The sequence below is a fragment of the Actimicrobium sp. GrIS 1.19 genome (genome assembly GCF_035984655.1).
In the GTDB taxonomy this organism is placed as follows: Bacteria; Pseudomonadota; Gammaproteobacteria; order Burkholderiales; family Burkholderiaceae_D; genus Actimicrobium.
In genome coordinates, this window is sequence record NZ_JAXCHT010000042.1 from 1 (window position 1) to 15,625 (window position 15,625).

Sequence of the window (15,625 nt, forward strand, 5' to 3'; positions counted from 1 at the left end):
GCCCGCTTGTTACGCATTGCTACGGTCATTGTTTCTCCTTGATGGCGGCAGTCTCCTGCCAAATGACCGTTTACACAAAATTATTTACACCCTCACCGCGATGCGCGGAATGGCAGGCGGCGGCACCCGTCGGTGTCCGTAGCGATCGCCATCATCCGACAAAAATTGCGCACCTAATGAAAACCATTCCTCGTTGGACAGGAGCTGGTTCACGACCGGAAGCAATTGCTGCTCCTCTTTTGCAAGGCGCCGAAACATCTTGTCGCAGTACTGCTCCATCGCCAAACACATCTGGTTGACCTCGGCCGTGCCCCACTGAATGGCCCGTTCGATGCGCTGCTGCAACGAGGCCAGAATTCGCCTGGCGGCAGCGCTGAGCGACTCGAGCTCAGTGAGCAACTGGTCAACATCTTCTGTCGATGACCGCAATGCAGGAATCACATATACCTCCACCTTGCGTGAATGACAATAAATGTCGAATTGGGCAAGGCGATCAATTGCAGATTCCAACGCTGCAGGGTCGACGCTCTGACGGCCGTCCAGCGTGCCATGGATGTATTGCTTAAGTTTAGCGAGGATGCTGTACGTAGTTTTTTGTTCTGCCGCGATCGCGACCAGGGAATACGTTGCCGTCAGCATGATTGCTCCTCAAACCAGTCGCCAGCATGGGGTGACTGTTGCGCAGAATCGATTCGGGTTGTTGAAGTGACGATGTCTAAGACACACGACTTAATGTGTGGCCTAAGTATAGGAACAAAACGCGACAATTCAATTGATTTATCTCAAAGGCGGGAGGCGTTCGCAAAAAAAATTAGTCCTTTGCGTGTATAACCGGCCGCCTTGCAGGCTGCTATCAGGGCCGTTAGCCCTGTCCCTTATTCAAGTTTGACGGCATGTTCCCGGGTTGCATGAAAGGTAAGCAGAGGCCAACGTTCCTGCGTGTGCCGAAGGTTCACTCCGGACGTAGCCAGATAGGCCATATTGCCGGCAGCGTCATAAGCGACGTTATGCCCGGCCGCAGATTTTTCAAAATCGGCGATGACGCGCTTGTCTTCACCGGTAATCCATCGTGCGCTGCTGATACTGGTTCCCTCGAACACGGCATCGACCCCGTATTCGTTGAGCAGGCGACTGGCTACAACCTCAAACTGCAATACGCCGACCGCGCCGAGAATCAGATCGCCGCTATTGACTGGCTTGAATACTTGCACAGCGCCTTCCTCGCCCAGTTGTTGCAACCCCTTGTGCAACTGCTTGATTTTCAGCGGATTGCGAATGCGTACCGAGCGGAAGAAATCGGGCGCGAAATACGGGATGCCGGTGAATTGAAGCAATTCACTTTCCGAGAAACTATCCCCAATTTGCATGTTGCCATGATTCGGCAGCCCAATGATGTCGCCCGCATAAGCCTCTTCGACTTGCTCGCGACTTGCCGCCATAAACGTCACCACATTGGACACCTTGATTTCGCGGTTCAAGCGCAAATGCTTGATTTTCATGCCCCGCTCAAAGCGCCCGGAACACACACGCAGGAATGCGATACGGTCGCGGTGTGCAGGATCCATGTTTGCTTGAATCTTAAAGACAAAACCGGAGAACGGCTTTTCGTCCGGCTCAACCGACCGCACCGTCGCATCGCGAGGACGAGGCGCGGGAGCCCAGTCCAGCAACGCGTTGAGGATTTCGCGCACGCCGAAGTTATTGATTGCCGAACCAAAAAATACGGGTGTCTGCGTACCGGCCAAAAAAGCCTTCAAATCGAATGGATGTGATGCGCCATGGACCAGATCGACCTCCATCTTCAACTGCTCAATCTCGCGCGGGAACATGGCTGCCAGGCGTGGGTTGTCAATTCCCTTGATAACTTCGAATTCCTGGTCCGCCCGTGCATCGCCCGGCGCGAACAGCAAAATCTCATCGCGCAACAAGTGATACACCCCGCGAAAAGCTTTGCCCATGCCAATTGGCCACGTGACGGGCGCGCATTGAATGTCGAGCACGGATTCCAGTTCATCGAGCAGCTCGAGCGGATCTCGTGTTTCCCGATCCATCTTGTTCATGAATGTGATGATTGGCGTGCTGCGCATACGGCAGACATTGAGAAGCTTGATCGTCTGTGTCTCGACGCCTTTCGCCGCATCAATCACCATCAATGCGGAATCGACGGCGGTGAGCACGCGGTAGGTGTCTTCGGAGAAGTCCTGATGGCCCGGTGTATCGAGCAAATTCACGACATGGTCACGATATTCGAACTGCATCACTGAACTGGCGACTGAGATGCCACGCTGCTTTTCAATTTCCATCCAGTCCGAGGTCGCGTGGCGGCCACTTTTGCGCGCCTTGACGGTACCAGCGAGCTGAATCGCGCCAGAGAACAGCAGGAGTTTCTCAGTGAGCGTGGTTTTGCCGGCATCCGGATGCGAAATAATCCCAAAGGTGCGTCGCCGCAAGACTTCGCGACGAATCACTTCAGCCGGTACATTGCGCGGCTCGGTGCGTGGCGTTTCGGCGGGCTTGTCGTCGGCGTGAACCGGCATAACATCGGAATTACTGACCATCACATATCCCTGCGAAAACCCTGCAGTCTACCGGCTCCTGCATGGGAAGTCGAACTGGTTAGCGCAAGCGCCATTTTAATTCATGCGATGATGCCGTCGACACAGCTGAGTTTGCACTTGATATAAAAGAAAAGCCCGTGAATTTTGCAATTCACGGGTCAGGTTCTGACCGCGACAGACCGGTTCGGTTTGCCGGGGAGGTTGCGCTAGTTACGCGGATTCAGGGAAACACGCAGGCGCACGCGGTCGCCAGGGTCGTTTGCCATCACGCTCGTATAGGTCCTGCCGTTGTATTCATACGTTACCGCGTAACCATTCGTGCGCGACTGCCAGTTGTCGACAGTATGGCACTGACGCACAGCCTGCTCTGTCGGTTGCTGGTTGTTATTTTCAACACGATCACCAACGATTGCACCGGCAATCGCACCCGCAGCAGTCGCAGCGGTACGACCGCTACCGCCACCTACCTGATTGCCGAGAATACCACCGGCCAATCCACCGAGAATTGACCCGCCAACATTGCGTTCCTGCCGTTGCGCCTGGACGTACTCGGTACGGCATTCCTGATGCGGTTGATTGACTTGCTCGACTTGAGGCACGACCCGAACGACCCGCGCGGAATCATCAAATTCGGCCCCGTGAGCGAACGATGCCGCGCCGAGAAACAGAAAGGAAATTGCAGTTTGAAATGTTTTATTCATAAGGCCCCCGTTGTTGACCCAAGTGTAATTCGAACCCTGGAAGTTTGTGTTGCCGCCGAAACCAAAATTGTAATGAGTTGTTTCATTGCCTGAGCGCACCATCTTCAAGCTTTTACGCCCTTCATCTCATGTTCGACGCTATGTGAACTATCTCCCAACTTGCTCGACCAAGCCTTTTCAAAATAACCCTTCTCTTCATTTGTCGGTGGCTGCAACCAGACCACCATCAGGGTTCCCTTGTGATCGTGGATTTGCCAGATCTTCGAAATAAAATCGGGGTTCTGCAAATGGTCAGCCAGTCCGACAACATATCCATACACCCGGTTAAGGCGCTCTATGCGATCGGGCTCGGTACTGGCACTCGTTGCGGTGATGGTAGGGTGATCCAAAAACATGAAAAATCTCCTGGTAAATCCATGATTGACTGCCTGACGCATACTCCGGCAGTTCGCTTTTCGATTCCGGAAAGTATATGCCGATCATTGAAACCGCGGCGATCGTCGTAGTTAGGATTTGTCGATCAATTGAATTGATTCAAAAACTGATTTTCGGCGCGCTTCAACGGCGCCCAATCTGCACGCGTATAGGGATATTCGTGTCCTGACAGGACTAGTGCAAACTCGGTGAGCAATTCTTGTGTTGGCGCCGGCTCACCCGAAGACATCCAGACGAGGCAGGCAGCGCTCGCGCCCACCAGCCATCGATTGACTGCAGGGGTCACCAACTGTCCGGCGACAGCAATGAACGCAAACCCCACCAGGCTACCCAAAATCTCGCCCGTGACAGCTTCAGACGTTGAGTGCGCTCCAACCATGACGCGCGAAACGGTAATCAACACTCCAAACGCGAATCCCGCGAGGATTCCAGCACGTTGAGCACGAGAACTTGCATTTTGCGTTATCAAATAACCAAGGACTGGAAGGACTGCCGACGCACGCATCGCATGGCCACTGATTCCGGTAAAGTCAACGGAGGAGATACCAAGTCCCCAACCAATAAACGCAATTTTTGTAGCGACAACAATTGCCATTCCGGCTCCGAAAAGCCCAATCCACCACGCGGTTACGCGCCAAGCCTGACCTGAACAAAGCCAGATAACAATCGCCGCCGCAGCGGGCAATGTCACGATCACATCACCCAGAACCGTTATGCGTGACCAAAAAAACATCATGAGAGGTGTAGAAAACACAGGCATCGCTCGAATTGAAATGGAGGTGAGAAGTCTATCCCATGGATGGACGCGCTTCATTGTGACGTTGCCCAAAGACAACACAGTGCTTCATCTATCGTTAAAACAAAATGGCCCGACGTCGCAACACGTCAGGCCAAGGCTAAAAAAACTATCGCAACAGGTCAACGACGATCGTAATCCCTGTGGTGCCAGTCGCCATCCCGATCTCCCCAGCGCTCATGGCGGCCATCATGCCATTCATTATGTTGACGATTTGAGGATCCGCCGTAAATAACCACACCCGACTGTACATAGGCTGGAGCTTGTTGATAGTAAGTTGGCGCGGCTTCATAGTATGTCGGTCGCGGCTGGTAATACACCGGTGCCGGCTGGTAATACGTTGGTTCGGGCTGATAATAGGTCGGCGCCGCCTGATAATAGGTTGGCGCCGGCTGATAATAGCTTCCGCGCGACTCATACCGACGATCACCGGCGCTTGCGCCAACGGCAGCGCCAAGCACACCACCTACGATTGCACCGTTGCGCCCGTTGACGCTGCCACCAATCGCGGCCCCGAGCACCGCACCGACAACTGTGTCGGCACCGCGATCACCAGCATAAGCCGCGCTGCCAAGACTGGCTGTGACTAAAAGCACCACGCATACTGATTTTTTCATCAACATATCGACTCCTGACTATCGCAGTGAGCACCGGATTCGGTTGCCATTACCTGCTGACATGCCTGCAATATAGCCAGCTTAAACATCCTTGGCGCCAGGCGAAACAGACTATTACATGTGGCCCTGCTCCGGGCCGCCCGTCGTGAAGCAAGTCTACCTTGAGTCCACCGCGGCAAACAGCTCCGAAATCCATTCGACAAATACCCGCACCTTTGCCGAGAGATGGCGATTCTGCGGATAGATCACGTGAAGCGGCAACGGGTCGGAAACCCACTCCATCAAGACCGGCTCAAGCGACCCAAGAGCAACGTGACGCTGCAAGGGAAATTGTGGCGTTTGCAGAATACCAATGCCCGCAAGCCCGGCGGCAAGATAAGCTTCGGAGTCGTTGACCGCAAGCGGACCATCCAGCGCCAACTGTATCCGCTCACCGTCCTTGGCAAAGTCCCATTCAAAAATCTTCCCGGTTTTGGAAGAAAAGTAATTCACACAATGATGATCGAGCAAGTCGCGCGGATGCAGCGGGCGGCCAAACCGCGCCAGATAGGAAGGCGCCGCGCAGGTAGCGAAATACAATGCACCAACGCGCCGCGCTATCAACGTCGAATCGGGCAGCACGCCTCCGCGCAATGCGCAGTCAATGCCCTCCTCGACCAGATCAACCTGCCGATCACCGGATCCCATTTCCAGCCGAATATCAGGGTATCGGGAAAAGAAGTCGGGCAACGCAGGAATAATCAGTTGTCGCCCCAGCCCGCTTGGCACATCAACCCTGAGGCGACCACTTGGACTGGATTGCGTGCGCGAGACCGACTCCTCGGTATCTTTGACATCAGCCAGGATCCGCAGGCAACGCTCGTAATAGCCTGCACCGTCGGCCGTCACATTCACTTTTCGCGTGGTGCGATGCAATAGCTTTACCTTGAGGAGGCGCTCCAGATTCTGGACCAGTGTTGACACTGTTGCCTTGGGCATATTCAAACTATCCGCCGCCCGCGAGAAGCCCCCAGAGTCAACGACCTGCACAAATACCTTCATTGCCTGAAGCTTGTCCATCGTGGCGGCCTTCCGGATTGTTCCATTTTCTGAACAGTCAATTCTTGTTCAGACTGTTTATCAAATTATAAAACATGTTTAAAGTCTGCTGCATTGCAATACAACCCCGAGAAATGGAAACCGCCATGAATACCAAAGACATCATCTTCGCGATTCTCATTCTGATTGCTGGAAGTGTTGCACTGTCGGGTATTTCGGCGGCGACCTGCTCGCTGCAAACGGGCAAGGCCCTCGGCATTGAAAGTACTGGCTTCGACGTGCTTGCACATGAAGTGTTCGGTTCAAGCACAACCCTCGCCGGGGTCGACGCAGCGACCGTTGTCAAGAAATGAAGAAAGTATCAGCGGACAGTTGCACCCCGAAGGATCCGGGTCTTGGGAGCGTGACGATGCGCTCGTTGGTGGCCCGGGGCGGTCAAGGTGAACTCGCGGTGCGGCTGTATGAATCACCGGGCCCGTCAGCCGGGTTGCTGGTCTTTTTTCCTCCCGGTGGGTTCGTGCAGGACTTGCTCGACGATATCGACCCTTTCGTTCGGGCTCTCGCATTGCGAACCAACCTTAAGGTCCTCGCGACCTCCTACACCCTTGCCCGCGAGGCACCGTTTCCCGCCGCGGCGGAAGATGCACATGCCGTGCTGAACTGGAGTGTTAAGAACCGCGTGTTGCTCGGGTGGGACGGACGCCAACTGGTCGTTGCCGGCATTGAGGCTGGCGGCAATCTTGCAGCTGTGGCAAGTCTCATGGCAAACGATCGCGACGAGCCGGAGATCGCGGCGCAAATACTGATTACGCCGATGCTCGATCCTGGGCTGAGTACCTGCTCGATGCGGGCCATGGTAGCGGGGGACGATGGAGCAGTTGTTGCCGATGCCTGTGCGCTCTATTATCGAAGTTATATCAAGCATGCATCCGATCGAATACACCCGTATGCCTCGCCGTTGCAATCTACCCGGCTCAAGGGATTGCCAAGGACATTAATTCTAAGCGCCGAGGATGACGCGCTGCGCGACGAAGCCGACGGTTACTGTGAAAAGCTGGTTTCAAATGGCGTTGCGGCACAGGTAATACGCATGCCCGCAATGCATCTTCAAAATCCCACGGATCGCTGCGATGGGATGCGAATCGATATAGCACTCAATGCAATTTCAACGTTTCTAAAAGCCCTTCCCTAGTCCGGCTTCATCGCTCGCTGGCCACCATTTGTGGCCGGGTTCCCATTAACTGCAACTGTGCTGGCTTTTTTTTTAACGCCGCCAACACTGACATCGAAAGGCTTCATCATGACCCAGCTTCCGAATTGGCATTCTCCGATCAATCCAAGGTCGCTCTGCATTGCCACATTTGCCGCAGCAACCATGCTGCTGAGCGCCTGCGACAACCCCGAAGCCAAAGCCACGGCGGCCCCTGCTGCAAGCGGTCCGCCAATCACCGCCGCGTTGGTGATTGAGAAATCAGTGGCGGAAACCCAGCAGTTTTCGGGGCGTCTCGAGGCGATCAATCGGGTCGATATTCGCCCGCGCGTCTCGGGGTTTTTGACTTCGATTAATTTCAAGCCAGGCGCAGAAGTGAAGAAGGGCGATCTGTTGTTTGTCATTGATCAGCGCCCTTACCAGGCTGAGGCTGACCGCGCGCAAGCTGTCGCCGCCTCCGCGCTTGCCAAAGCCAGTCTGGCAAAAATTGAATCCGCCCGCGCCGAGAAACTGCTCGCCGAGAAAGCCATCGCGCAACGTGAAGCCGATGAAAAAACCTCCGCGCTCAATGAACTCAATGCCACTGCACGCGCCGCCCAGGCAGCCTATGAAGCGGCCAAGCTCAATTTGACTTTTACGCGCGTCCTGTCGCCGATCAATGGCCGGGTAAGCAAAGCCGAGGTCACCGAAGGCAATCTGGTCGATGGCACTGTCATCCTCACTACGGTGGTATCAGCCAATCCCATCTACGCCACGTTCGACGGCGATGAAGATACGTTTCTGCGCGTCGCAAGGGTCAATCGCAAGGGCCGCCCAATCAGTGTCAAGGTCGGATTGGCCAACGAAACCGGCTTCCCGCACCAGGGCAAACTGGAGTTTGTCGACAACCGCGTGGATCCGGCCACGGGCAGCGTGCGACTGCGGGCAATTTTCGACAATGCCGACGACGCGCTGGCGCCGGGCCTGTTCGCTCGTGTGCTGATTGGTGATGATAGTGCCGCACCGAAGTCGACCCTGATCGCCGAACAAGCCATCGGTACCGATCAGAACCGCAAATTCGTGTACGTCGTCAATGCGGAGAGCAAAGCAGAATACCGCGCCGTCGAACTCGGCCCACTGGTTGACAACTTGCGCGTGGTCCGCAGCGGGCTCAAGCCAGGTGAAAAAATCATCGTCAATGGCCTGCAACGTGCACGTCCCGGCGCGCCGGTGACGGTCCAGATGGTGCCGATGGAAGCCGATCCGAATGCGCCGCCGGCCAAGGGCGATGCCAAAGCGGCCGCTGTCGCCGCCAAATAACCGAGGCACACAATGAATCTATCCAAATTTTTTATTAATCGACCGATCTTCGCCGGCGTCCTGTCGGTGTTGATCTTCGTCGCCGGCTTGCTGGCGATGATCAAGCTACCAATCTCCGAGTATCCGGATGTCGTTCCGCCATCCATCGTCGTGCGTGCCCAATATCCCGGTGCGAATCCCAAGGTCATCGCCGAGACAGTCGCTGCACCGCTCGAGGAACAGATTACTGGCGTTGAGAACATGCTGTACATGTCGTCCCAAGCGACGTCGGACGGCTCGCTCGCACTGACCGTCACATTCAAGATTGGCACCAATGTCGAGCAGGCTGAAACCCAGGTGCAGAACCGGGTACAGCGGGCATTGCCACGCCTGCCGGAAGAAGTGCGACAGATTGGGGTGACCACCGTCAAGAGCTCGCCAAACCTGACCATGGTTGTCCATCTGGTGTCGCCAACCGGCCGCTACGACGACGTTTATCTGCGCAACTATGCCGTGCTCAACATCAAGGATCAGTTGTCGCGCATTCCGGGCATGGGCGAGACCCTCCTTTTCGGCGCTGGCGACTATGCCATGCGGATCTGGATCGACCCACAAAAGCTGGCGGCGCGCAGCCTGACCGCGCCGGATGTCGTGACGGCCATTCGCGAACAGAACGTTCAGGTGGCCGCTGGCGTGGTGGGTTCGTCGCCGTCGAAGAATGCGGAATTCCAGCTTAGCGTCAATACGCAGGGCCGGCTGCAAACGGTGGAGGAATTCGGCGCGATCATCGTGCGTACCGGTACCGATGGCTCAGTCACGCAGCTCAAGGACGTCGCCCGCATCGAACTCGGATCCGATGGCTATGCATTGCGTTCTTTGTTGAACAACAAATCCGCGGCCGCGATCGCCATCTTTGAGGCGCCTGCGGCCAACGCCTTGCAGCTGTCAACTGACGTGCGCGCCAAAATGGAAGAGTTGAAGAAAGATTTTCCTGAGGGTGTCGACTACAACGTCGTGTATGACCCGACGCAATTCGTGCGCGAGTCGATTAATGCAGTCGTCCACACACTGCTCGAGGCGATTGCGCTGGTGGTCCTGGTGGTGATCGTATTTCTGCAGACATGGCGTGCATCGATCATTCCGTTGGTTGCCGTACCCGTGTCGATCATCGGCACCTTCGCGATGATGTTGATGTTCGGTTTTTCGATCAACACGCTGTCGCTGTTCGGCATGGTGCTGGCAATCGGTATCGTCGTCGATGACGCGATTGTGGTGGTAGAAAATGTCGAACGGAATATTCAGGAAGGTCTCAGCCCGCACGATGCAACCATCAAGGCCATGAAAGAAGTCAGTGGTCCGATTATCGCCATCGCGCTGGTACTGTGCGCCGTGTTCGTGCCGATTGCCTTTGTCTCCGGCTTGACCGGGCAGTTCTATCGCCAGTTTGCGTTGACCATTGCAATCTCGACGGTCATTTCCGCCTTCAATTCGCTGACGCTTTCGCCGGCGCTGGCAGCCGTCCTGCTCAAGCCACACGATGCGCCAAAAGATGGCCTGACACGCTTGATCGACAAAATCTTCGGGCGGTTTTTCGGTTGGTTCAACCGCGTCTTCGGCAGGGCTTCCCATAGCTACGAACGTGGCGTGGGCAAAGCATTGCAACGCAAATCAGCCTCGCTGGTGGTCTATGCATTGCTGGGCGTTGCGGCATTCTTCGTCTTCAAGTCAGTGCCAAGCGGCTTTGTGCCAAGCCAGGACAAGCAGTATCTGGTTGGATTTGCCCAGTTGCCCGATGGTGCTTCGCTGGATCGCACTGATGCCGTAATCCGGCGCATGTCGGATCTCGCGAAAACGGTGCCAGGCGTCAGAGACTCGATCGCATTCCCCGGTCTGTCGATCAACGGATTTACCAACGCGCCGAATTCCGGAATCGTCTTCATCGGACTCAAGCCGTTCGAAGAACGCACATCGGCAGCGCTATCGGGCGGCGCAATCGCGCAGCAGATCAATCAGAAGCTCGGCGGCATTCAGGATGCGTTTATCCTGGTATTCCCACCGCCCCCGGTCAATGGATTGGGCACAATCGGCGGTTTCAAGATGATGATCGAAGATCGCGGCAACGTCGGCTACGATGAAATGTACAAGGCAGTCCAGGCTATGCAGGCGAAGGCATGGCAGACGCCGGAACTGGCGGGAGTGTTCTCCAGCTACCAGATCAATGTCCCGCAATTGTTCGCCGATGTCGATCGCACCAAGGCGAAACAACTGGGCGTGCCTTTGTCCGTCATTTATCAAACCCTGCAGATCAATCTTGGGTCGCTGTACGTGAATGACTTCAACAAGTTCGGACGTACCTATCAGGTCAAGGTGCAGGCCGATGCCCAGTTCCGTTCCAAGGCTGAGGACATCGCACAACTGAAGGTGCGAAACGACAAGGGACAGATGATTCCATTGTCCTCACTCATGCGCGTCAAGGACAGCTACGGACCGGATCGCGTGCAACGATATAACGCCTACGTCTCGGCAGACATGAATGGCGGGCCAGCACCAGGGGTCTCCAGTGGACAGGCGCAGGCGGCGATGGAGCGCATTGCAAAAGAGGTCTTGCCCAAAGGCGTTACCTACGAGTGGACCGACCTGACCTATCAGGAGCAACTGGCCGGCAATTCAATGGTGTTCGTGTTTCCATTGTGCGTCCTGCTCGTGTTCCTCGTGCTCGCCGCGACGTACGAAAGCCTGACGCTACCGTTGGCGGTGATTTTGATCGTGCCGATGTCGATTCTGTTTGCACTGATCGGCGTGAAGCTGACTGGCGGAGACAATAATATCTTCACGCAGATTGCCCTGTTCGTACTGGTCGGGCTGGCGTCAAAGAATGCCATTCTGATTGTTGAATTTGCCCGCGAACTGGAGGACCACGGTCGCACCATCGTGCAGGCCGCGCTCGAGGCCTGCCGCATGCGATTGCGGCCAATCCTGATGACGTCATTCGCGTTCATCATGGGCGTTGTGCCACTGGTGTTTTCCAGTGGTGCGGGTTCCGAAATGCGTCATGCCATGGGTGTGGCGGTATTCGCAGGGATGCTTGGGGTGACGCTGTTTGGCCTGTTCTTTACGCCAGTGTTCTATGTGCTGCTGCGTACGTTAGAAAAACGTTTTCAAAAACCCGTGCTGAATAACGACATCGTTGTCCGCCCGCACGAAGGAGGCCTGTAATGAATCTGCGCTGGAATTTTTTATTTGAAGCAGTCGCGCCAGGGCATCAGCAATTGGCGCCGCGCACCAGCATGCTGCTGCTTATGAAGTCGATTTATTCGGTCGTGTGTCCGACAATGTCAATGCGGCGCGCGCCGATTCGGAAACCAGCGCGGCAACCTATCAATCCGTGCTGCTTTCGCTGCAAGCCGATGTTGCGCAAACCTATTTCAGGATTCGGGCACTCGACGCGGAGCAGGCCTTGCTTGAAGAGGCAGTACGCCTTCGGACCGAGAACGTCCGGATCAACCAGCGGCGTGTCGATCTCGGCGACCTGGGTGAACTCGATCTGTCGCGCGCCAAAACTGATCTGGCAACCAATCGCGCCGAGGCCTTCGGGCTGGCACGACAGCGCAATCAGCTCGATCATGCGCTTGCGGTCCTGCTGGGAAAGACGCCAGCCGCATTCAGCGCTCAGGCCAATCCATTGACCGAGGCGGTGACTTTGCCAACGATCCCGGCCGGATTGCCGTCGTCGCTGCTCGAGCGCCGCCCCGACATCGTTGCGGCGCAGCGGGTGATGGTCGCCAGCAACGCACGTATCGGTGTCGCCAGGGCCGCCAGGTTTCCTTCACTGACGTTGACGGGCGACAGTGGCTTCGAGTCGGAAAGCCTGTCGAACCTGTTCAAATGGAGCAGCCGGACCTGGTTGTTGGGAGCGCTATTTTCCCTGCCAGTCATTGACGGTGGTCGCCACAGCGCCGCAGTGGTCCGTAGCGAGGCCGTTCTGGAGGAGTCGGTGGCCACCTACCGGCAAAGCGTACTGACTGCGTTTGCCGAGGTTGAAGACAATTTGGCGGGTTTGCGGATTCTGCGCGACCAGGCCGTGGCCACCGATGATGCCGTCATCGCCGCACGCCGTGCCGCCGAGTTGTCTAGCCAGCTGTATCGGGCGGGATCGTCGAACTACCTTGATACGCTGGATGCACAGCGCAATCTGATTGCCAACCAGCGCAGCGCAGTGCAACTGCGCGGCACGCGGGCAACCACGACCGTAGCGCTAATTCGTTCTTTGGGCGGTGGCTGGTAGTGCATCTTCGCAAAAAATTGCAACTCCCGTCCGGTTGCCTTGTCCATTACCAGCGTCGAACGACCGTGACCGACGACGCTGGCTGGTAGCGCGCCTGCCGAAGCAAAATAGCGATGCGATACGGTGGCATGTAGAAAACCACACCTATTTCCCCAGCGCGGGTGCTAAAATCCGCGCTCTCATTTACTTGGAGTTTTCATGAATAAAACTGAACTGATCGATGCCATCGCAACCGAATGCGATCTTTCCAAAGCAGTCGCGCAACGCGCTCTTGAATCCGTTCTGTCGAACGTAATCCAGGCAGTGGTCAATGGTGATTCAGTGCAGCTGATCGGTTTTGGCGCATTTTCGTCGGGTAGCCGCGCTGAGCGCACCGGCCGCAATCCACGCACAGGTGAAGAAATCACGATTTCGGCAGCGAAAACAGTCAAGTTTGCGGCTGGCAAAGCGTTCAAAGACGCAGTGAATAAGTAAGCAAGATGTGTTAGTCCGGCGCTCATTGATTATGAGCGTCTTTTTTTATCCAGTCTGTCGAGACTCGAGACTTGATCAGTGCGTCACACCTTATGCACTCTAGCCATGGAACGCAATCGTGTTCCAGTTCGAAGTAGTTTTTCCCCGTAACAGTCAAGCCGACCTGCTCCATTGCCGGAGAGCTCGACGTTGCTGCGTCCATTGCACCAGCCTCTTTTTTTGCATCAGCTGAAACCCATTTTGCAAATGCCGCAGCACTGATCCCTTCAGGTACATACCACCTCTTCTTTGCCGCATTCCAGCGGGCGCCAAGGGCCTTGGCTTGATCCTTTTCCGCGAACGGCACATTCAACAACAGCATTGTTTCCTCCTGAATCACACAATAAATGAATCGGAATTGACCTGACTGGGTTTTTAGGACCAACTCAATCTGGAGTAGCTCCGGTTAATAACCGTACCGATTCTTTCCTGCAAAACGCTTCTGGTATTTCGTATTTCAAGCTGGAGTGCGGGCGCACGGTGTTGTAGTGCTTCCGCCAGTCCTCGATCACGACCTTTGCCTCGATCCGGTTTCTAAACCACTCCATGGCCAGGCATTCGTCGCGGAATTTCCCGTTGAAGCTTTCTGTTGTGCCGTTCTGCCATGGCTTGCCAGGATCGATCAGGACCGATTCGATACGCTGATCCACGACCCATTTCAACAATGCAACGCTGACGAATTCCGGACCATTGTCGCTGCGCAGATAACGCGGTGCGCCACGTACGCTGATCAGCTTCGACAGCACCTCAATGACTCTTGCCGAGCGAATCGAGCCGGCCACATCAATGGCCAATGACTCCCGCGTGAATTCATCGACCACCGTCAGACATTTCAATTGCTGCCCGTTTGCGCAGGCATCGAAAACGAAATCGTAACTCCACACCGCGTTGGCCACCATCGGTGCCATTGGCCGTGGACGGCCCGTGGCAATGCGCTTGCGGGACCGTTTCTTTGGCACCTGCAAGCCATGCTCGGCCCATAGTCTGCCACAGCGATCTTTCCCGACTGCGAAGCCTTCCCGACCGAGAAACACCCGAATGCGGCGCGCGCCATAGCGCGGATATTGCGCCGACAGACGACACATCGCCTGAACAACAGGGGCATTTTTTATTGGCAAGCATGGCACGTACTGCAAGTTCGACCGACTGACACCCGTCAGCGCACAAGCCCGTCTCTGCGAAAGGCCCCGTTCGATTGCGTAGCAGGTCGCGATCCGACGGGCTGGTGCGCTCACCACTTTTTTGCGGTGATTTCCTTCATGATTTCAATTTCAAGATCGCGTTCGGCCAGCAGTTTCTTGAGCCGGGCATTCTCTTGCGTCAAACTCTTGAACTCCTTGACGTCATCGGCGGCCATGCCGGCAAACCGCTTGCGCCAGCCGTAGATGCTCTGTTCGCTGACCCCATGCCGTTTCGCCACCTCCGGCACCGGATCCTTGTCCGCTTCCCGCAAAATCCGGACGATCTGCTCGTCGCTGTATCGGCTCTTCCTCATGGCTTCCTCGCTGTCGCAACGAGCTATCTTCTCAAATTATCCGTGGTCTTAAAATCCCCGGTCAGGTCATCGGTCACGGCAATTGCCAACACCGAGTTAAAACTGAAACACTGGATATGCGATGCAACGCCTGGACGCGTTCATGCGGCAAATCGATGGCTACCTTCATAGCCTACGTGGCTGCTTCGACGAACCTGGTTTGCGCCGGGTATTGTCGAGTGACAAGAACCAATAGATATTCAAGCGTTCCTGCGCGAAGCGGCCATTAAAACGTTCGACCATGGCGTTGCAGGTGGATACGCAGGGACAGTTGAGAACTAACTCGGCGCAGCAAACATATTCCAACTTTCCCACCGCATACATAGCTCCCATCGAACACTTCCAGGTTTGGCTCGCGGATGCCACGCGCAATTTGTGATATCGCAAGGGGCAATTTTTTCAAATCATGCCTAATATAAAAATTTTCGGCCAGGTCAGCGGCGGTAATGTTTCGTGCCGATAGTGGGAGTTGGCGCGGCTCTCGGTCCGATAGTTAGTAGAGTTGGTTGAACCGGTAAAAAATCGAGCGGACAGCAAAACGGCTCCTTTTGAGGGGAGCCGTTCAGTTTGGAGCAATAACTTAGCCTGACGATGACCTACTTTCACACGTGTTGACGCACTATCATCGGCGCAAAGTCGTTTCACGGTCCTGTTCGGGAT

General features: G+C 55.6%; 16 protein-coding genes. 6 read left to right on the forward strand and 10 right to left on the reverse strand.

Annotated features, from left to right (window positions below):
• Nucleotides 1-84: 84 nt before the first annotated feature.
• The 7 genes from RCH09_RS18405 to RCH09_RS18435 all read right to left on the reverse strand — a co-directional run bounded on the left by RCH09_RS18405 (nt 85) and on the right by RCH09_RS18435 (nt 6,166).
• On the reverse strand, nt 85-639 hold the full coding sequence (locus RCH09_RS18405; RefSeq protein WP_326942605.1) for a hemerythrin domain-containing protein: 555 nt from the start codon (nt 637-639) through the stop codon (nt 85-87).
• Between the two features lie 236 nt (nt 640-875).
• Complete coding sequence (locus RCH09_RS18410; RefSeq protein WP_442785063.1) at nt 876-2,537, reverse strand: peptide chain release factor 3; 1,662 nt, start codon at nt 2,535-2,537, stop codon at nt 876-878.
• Nucleotides 2,538-2,764: 227 nt separating this feature from the next.
• Nucleotides 2,765-3,361, reverse strand: coding sequence for a glycine zipper 2TM domain-containing protein (locus RCH09_RS18415; protein WP_326942618.1), 597 nt, complete (start codon nt 3,359-3,361; stop codon nt 2,765-2,767).
• Nucleotides 3,362-3,363: 2 nt separating this feature from the next.
• Nucleotides 3,364-3,654 carry a hypothetical protein gene (locus RCH09_RS18420; RefSeq protein WP_326942607.1) on the reverse strand — a complete coding sequence of 97 codons (291 nt, stop codon included), beginning with the start codon at nt 3,652-3,654 and terminating at the stop codon, nt 3,364-3,366.
• Between the two features lie 125 nt (nt 3,655-3,779).
• Complete coding sequence (locus RCH09_RS18425) at nt 3,780-4,508, reverse strand: phosphatase PAP2 family protein (RefSeq protein WP_326942608.1); 729 nt, start codon at nt 4,506-4,508, stop codon at nt 3,780-3,782.
• 104 nt (nt 4,509-4,612) lie between these two features.
• Nucleotides 4,613-5,113: a glycine zipper 2TM domain-containing protein gene (locus RCH09_RS18430; RefSeq protein ID WP_326942609.1), complete on the reverse strand. Its 501-nt coding sequence runs from the start codon at nt 5,111-5,113 to the stop codon at nt 4,613-4,615.
• Between the two features lie 150 nt (nt 5,114-5,263).
• Nucleotides 5,264-6,166 (reverse strand): LysR substrate-binding domain-containing protein, encoded by a 903-nt coding sequence (locus RCH09_RS18435; protein ID WP_326942610.1) that lies wholly within the window; start codon nt 6,164-6,166, stop codon nt 5,264-5,266.
• A 125-nt stretch (nt 6,167-6,291) separates the two neighbouring features.
• Between RCH09_RS18435 and RCH09_RS18440 the strand changes: the two genes are divergently transcribed.
• The 6 genes from RCH09_RS18440 (at nt 6,292) to RCH09_RS18465 (ending at nt 13,392) form a co-directional block, all read left to right on the forward strand.
• The gene (locus RCH09_RS18440) at nt 6,292-6,498 is read left to right on the forward strand and encodes a hypothetical protein (protein WP_326942611.1); all 207 of its coding nucleotides are present in this window, start codon (nt 6,292-6,294) and stop codon (nt 6,496-6,498) included.
• Between the two features lie 56 nt (nt 6,499-6,554).
• Nucleotides 6,555-7,337 carry an alpha/beta hydrolase gene (locus RCH09_RS18445; RefSeq protein ID WP_326942612.1) on the forward strand — a complete coding sequence of 261 codons (783 nt, stop codon included), beginning with the start codon at nt 6,555-6,557 and terminating at the stop codon, nt 7,335-7,337.
• A gap of 183 nt (nt 7,338-7,520) precedes the next feature.
• Nucleotides 7,521-8,654 (forward strand): efflux RND transporter periplasmic adaptor subunit, encoded by a 1,134-nt coding sequence (locus tag RCH09_RS18450; RefSeq protein ID WP_326942619.1) that lies wholly within the window; start codon nt 7,521-7,523, stop codon nt 8,652-8,654.
• A 12-nt stretch (nt 8,655-8,666) separates the two neighbouring features.
• Nucleotides 8,667-11,849 carry an efflux RND transporter permease subunit gene (locus tag RCH09_RS18455; RefSeq protein WP_326942613.1) on the forward strand — a complete coding sequence of 1,061 codons (3,183 nt, stop codon included), beginning with the start codon at nt 8,667-8,669 and terminating at the stop codon, nt 11,847-11,849.
• A gap of 52 nt (nt 11,850-11,901) precedes the next feature.
• Nucleotides 11,902-12,918: an efflux transporter outer membrane subunit gene (locus tag RCH09_RS18460; RefSeq protein WP_326942620.1), complete on the forward strand. Its 1,017-nt coding sequence runs from the start codon at nt 11,902-11,904 to the stop codon at nt 12,916-12,918.
• A 198-nt stretch (nt 12,919-13,116) separates the two neighbouring features.
• Nucleotides 13,117-13,392 carry an HU family DNA-binding protein gene (locus tag RCH09_RS18465; protein ID WP_326942614.1) on the forward strand — a complete coding sequence of 92 codons (276 nt, stop codon included), beginning with the start codon at nt 13,117-13,119 and terminating at the stop codon, nt 13,390-13,392.
• A gap of 22 nt (nt 13,393-13,414) precedes the next feature.
• On the opposite strand, the gene RCH09_RS18470 is transcribed toward RCH09_RS18465, so the two are convergent.
• The 3 genes from RCH09_RS18470 to RCH09_RS18480 form a co-directional block, all read right to left on the reverse strand.
• Nucleotides 13,415-13,753 (reverse strand): DUF5710 domain-containing protein, encoded by a 339-nt coding sequence (locus RCH09_RS18470; protein ID WP_326942615.1) that lies wholly within the window; start codon nt 13,751-13,753, stop codon nt 13,415-13,417.
• A 64-nt stretch (nt 13,754-13,817) separates the two neighbouring features.
• A protein-coding gene (locus RCH09_RS18475) for an IS3 family transposase (protein WP_326942616.1) occupies nt 13,818-14,926 on the reverse strand; the annotation gives its coding sequence in 2 pieces (ribosomal slippage) (nt 13,818-14,677 and nt 14,677-14,926; 1,110 coding nt in all).
• A 438-nt stretch (nt 14,927-15,364) separates the two neighbouring features.
• Nucleotides 15,365-15,625 (reverse strand): hypothetical protein (locus RCH09_RS18480; RefSeq protein WP_326942617.1); only part of this gene is annotated, 261 nt, incomplete at its 5' end.

Excerpts from the sequence above, each read along its gene's own strand:
- RCH09_RS18445 (WP_326942612.1), top strand. The coding sequence starts at position 6,555 with ATGCGCTCGTTGGTGGCCCGGGGCGGTCAAGGTGAACTCGCGGTGCGG.
- RCH09_RS18420 (WP_326942607.1), bottom strand. The coding sequence starts at position 3,654 with ATGTTTTTGGATCACCCTACCATCACCGCAACGAGTGCCAGTACCGAG.
- RCH09_RS18425 (WP_326942608.1), bottom strand. The coding sequence starts at position 4,508 with ATGAAGCGCGTCCATCCATGGGATAGACTTCTCACCTCCATTTCAATT.
- RCH09_RS18470 (WP_326942615.1), bottom strand. The coding sequence starts at position 13,753 with ATGCTGTTGTTGAATGTGCCGTTCGCGGAAAAGGATCAAGCCAAGGCC.
- RCH09_RS18465 (WP_326942614.1), top strand. The coding sequence starts at position 13,117 with ATGAATAAAACTGAACTGATCGATGCCATCGCAACCGAATGCGATCTT.
- RCH09_RS18430 (WP_326942609.1), bottom strand. The coding sequence starts at position 5,113 with ATGTTGATGAAAAAATCAGTATGCGTGGTGCTTTTAGTCACAGCCAGT.
- RCH09_RS18455 (WP_326942613.1), top strand. The coding sequence starts at position 8,667 with ATGAATCTATCCAAATTTTTTATTAATCGACCGATCTTCGCCGGCGTC.
- RCH09_RS18405 (WP_326942605.1), bottom strand. The coding sequence starts at position 639 with ATGCTGACGGCAACGTATTCCCTGGTCGCGATCGCGGCAGAACAAAAA.
- RCH09_RS18410 (WP_442785063.1), bottom strand. The coding sequence starts at position 2,537 with ATGCCGGTTCACGCCGACGACAAGCCCGCCGAAACGCCACGCACCGAG.
- RCH09_RS18435 (WP_326942610.1), bottom strand. The coding sequence starts at position 6,166 with ATGGACAAGCTTCAGGCAATGAAGGTATTTGTGCAGGTCGTTGACTCT.
- RCH09_RS18450 (WP_326942619.1), top strand. The coding sequence starts at position 7,521 with ATGCTGCTGAGCGCCTGCGACAACCCCGAAGCCAAAGCCACGGCGGCC.
- RCH09_RS18415 (WP_326942618.1), bottom strand. The coding sequence starts at position 3,361 with ATGGTGCGCTCAGGCAATGAAACAACTCATTACAATTTTGGTTTCGGC.
- RCH09_RS18440 (WP_326942611.1), top strand. The coding sequence starts at position 6,292 with ATGAATACCAAAGACATCATCTTCGCGATTCTCATTCTGATTGCTGGA.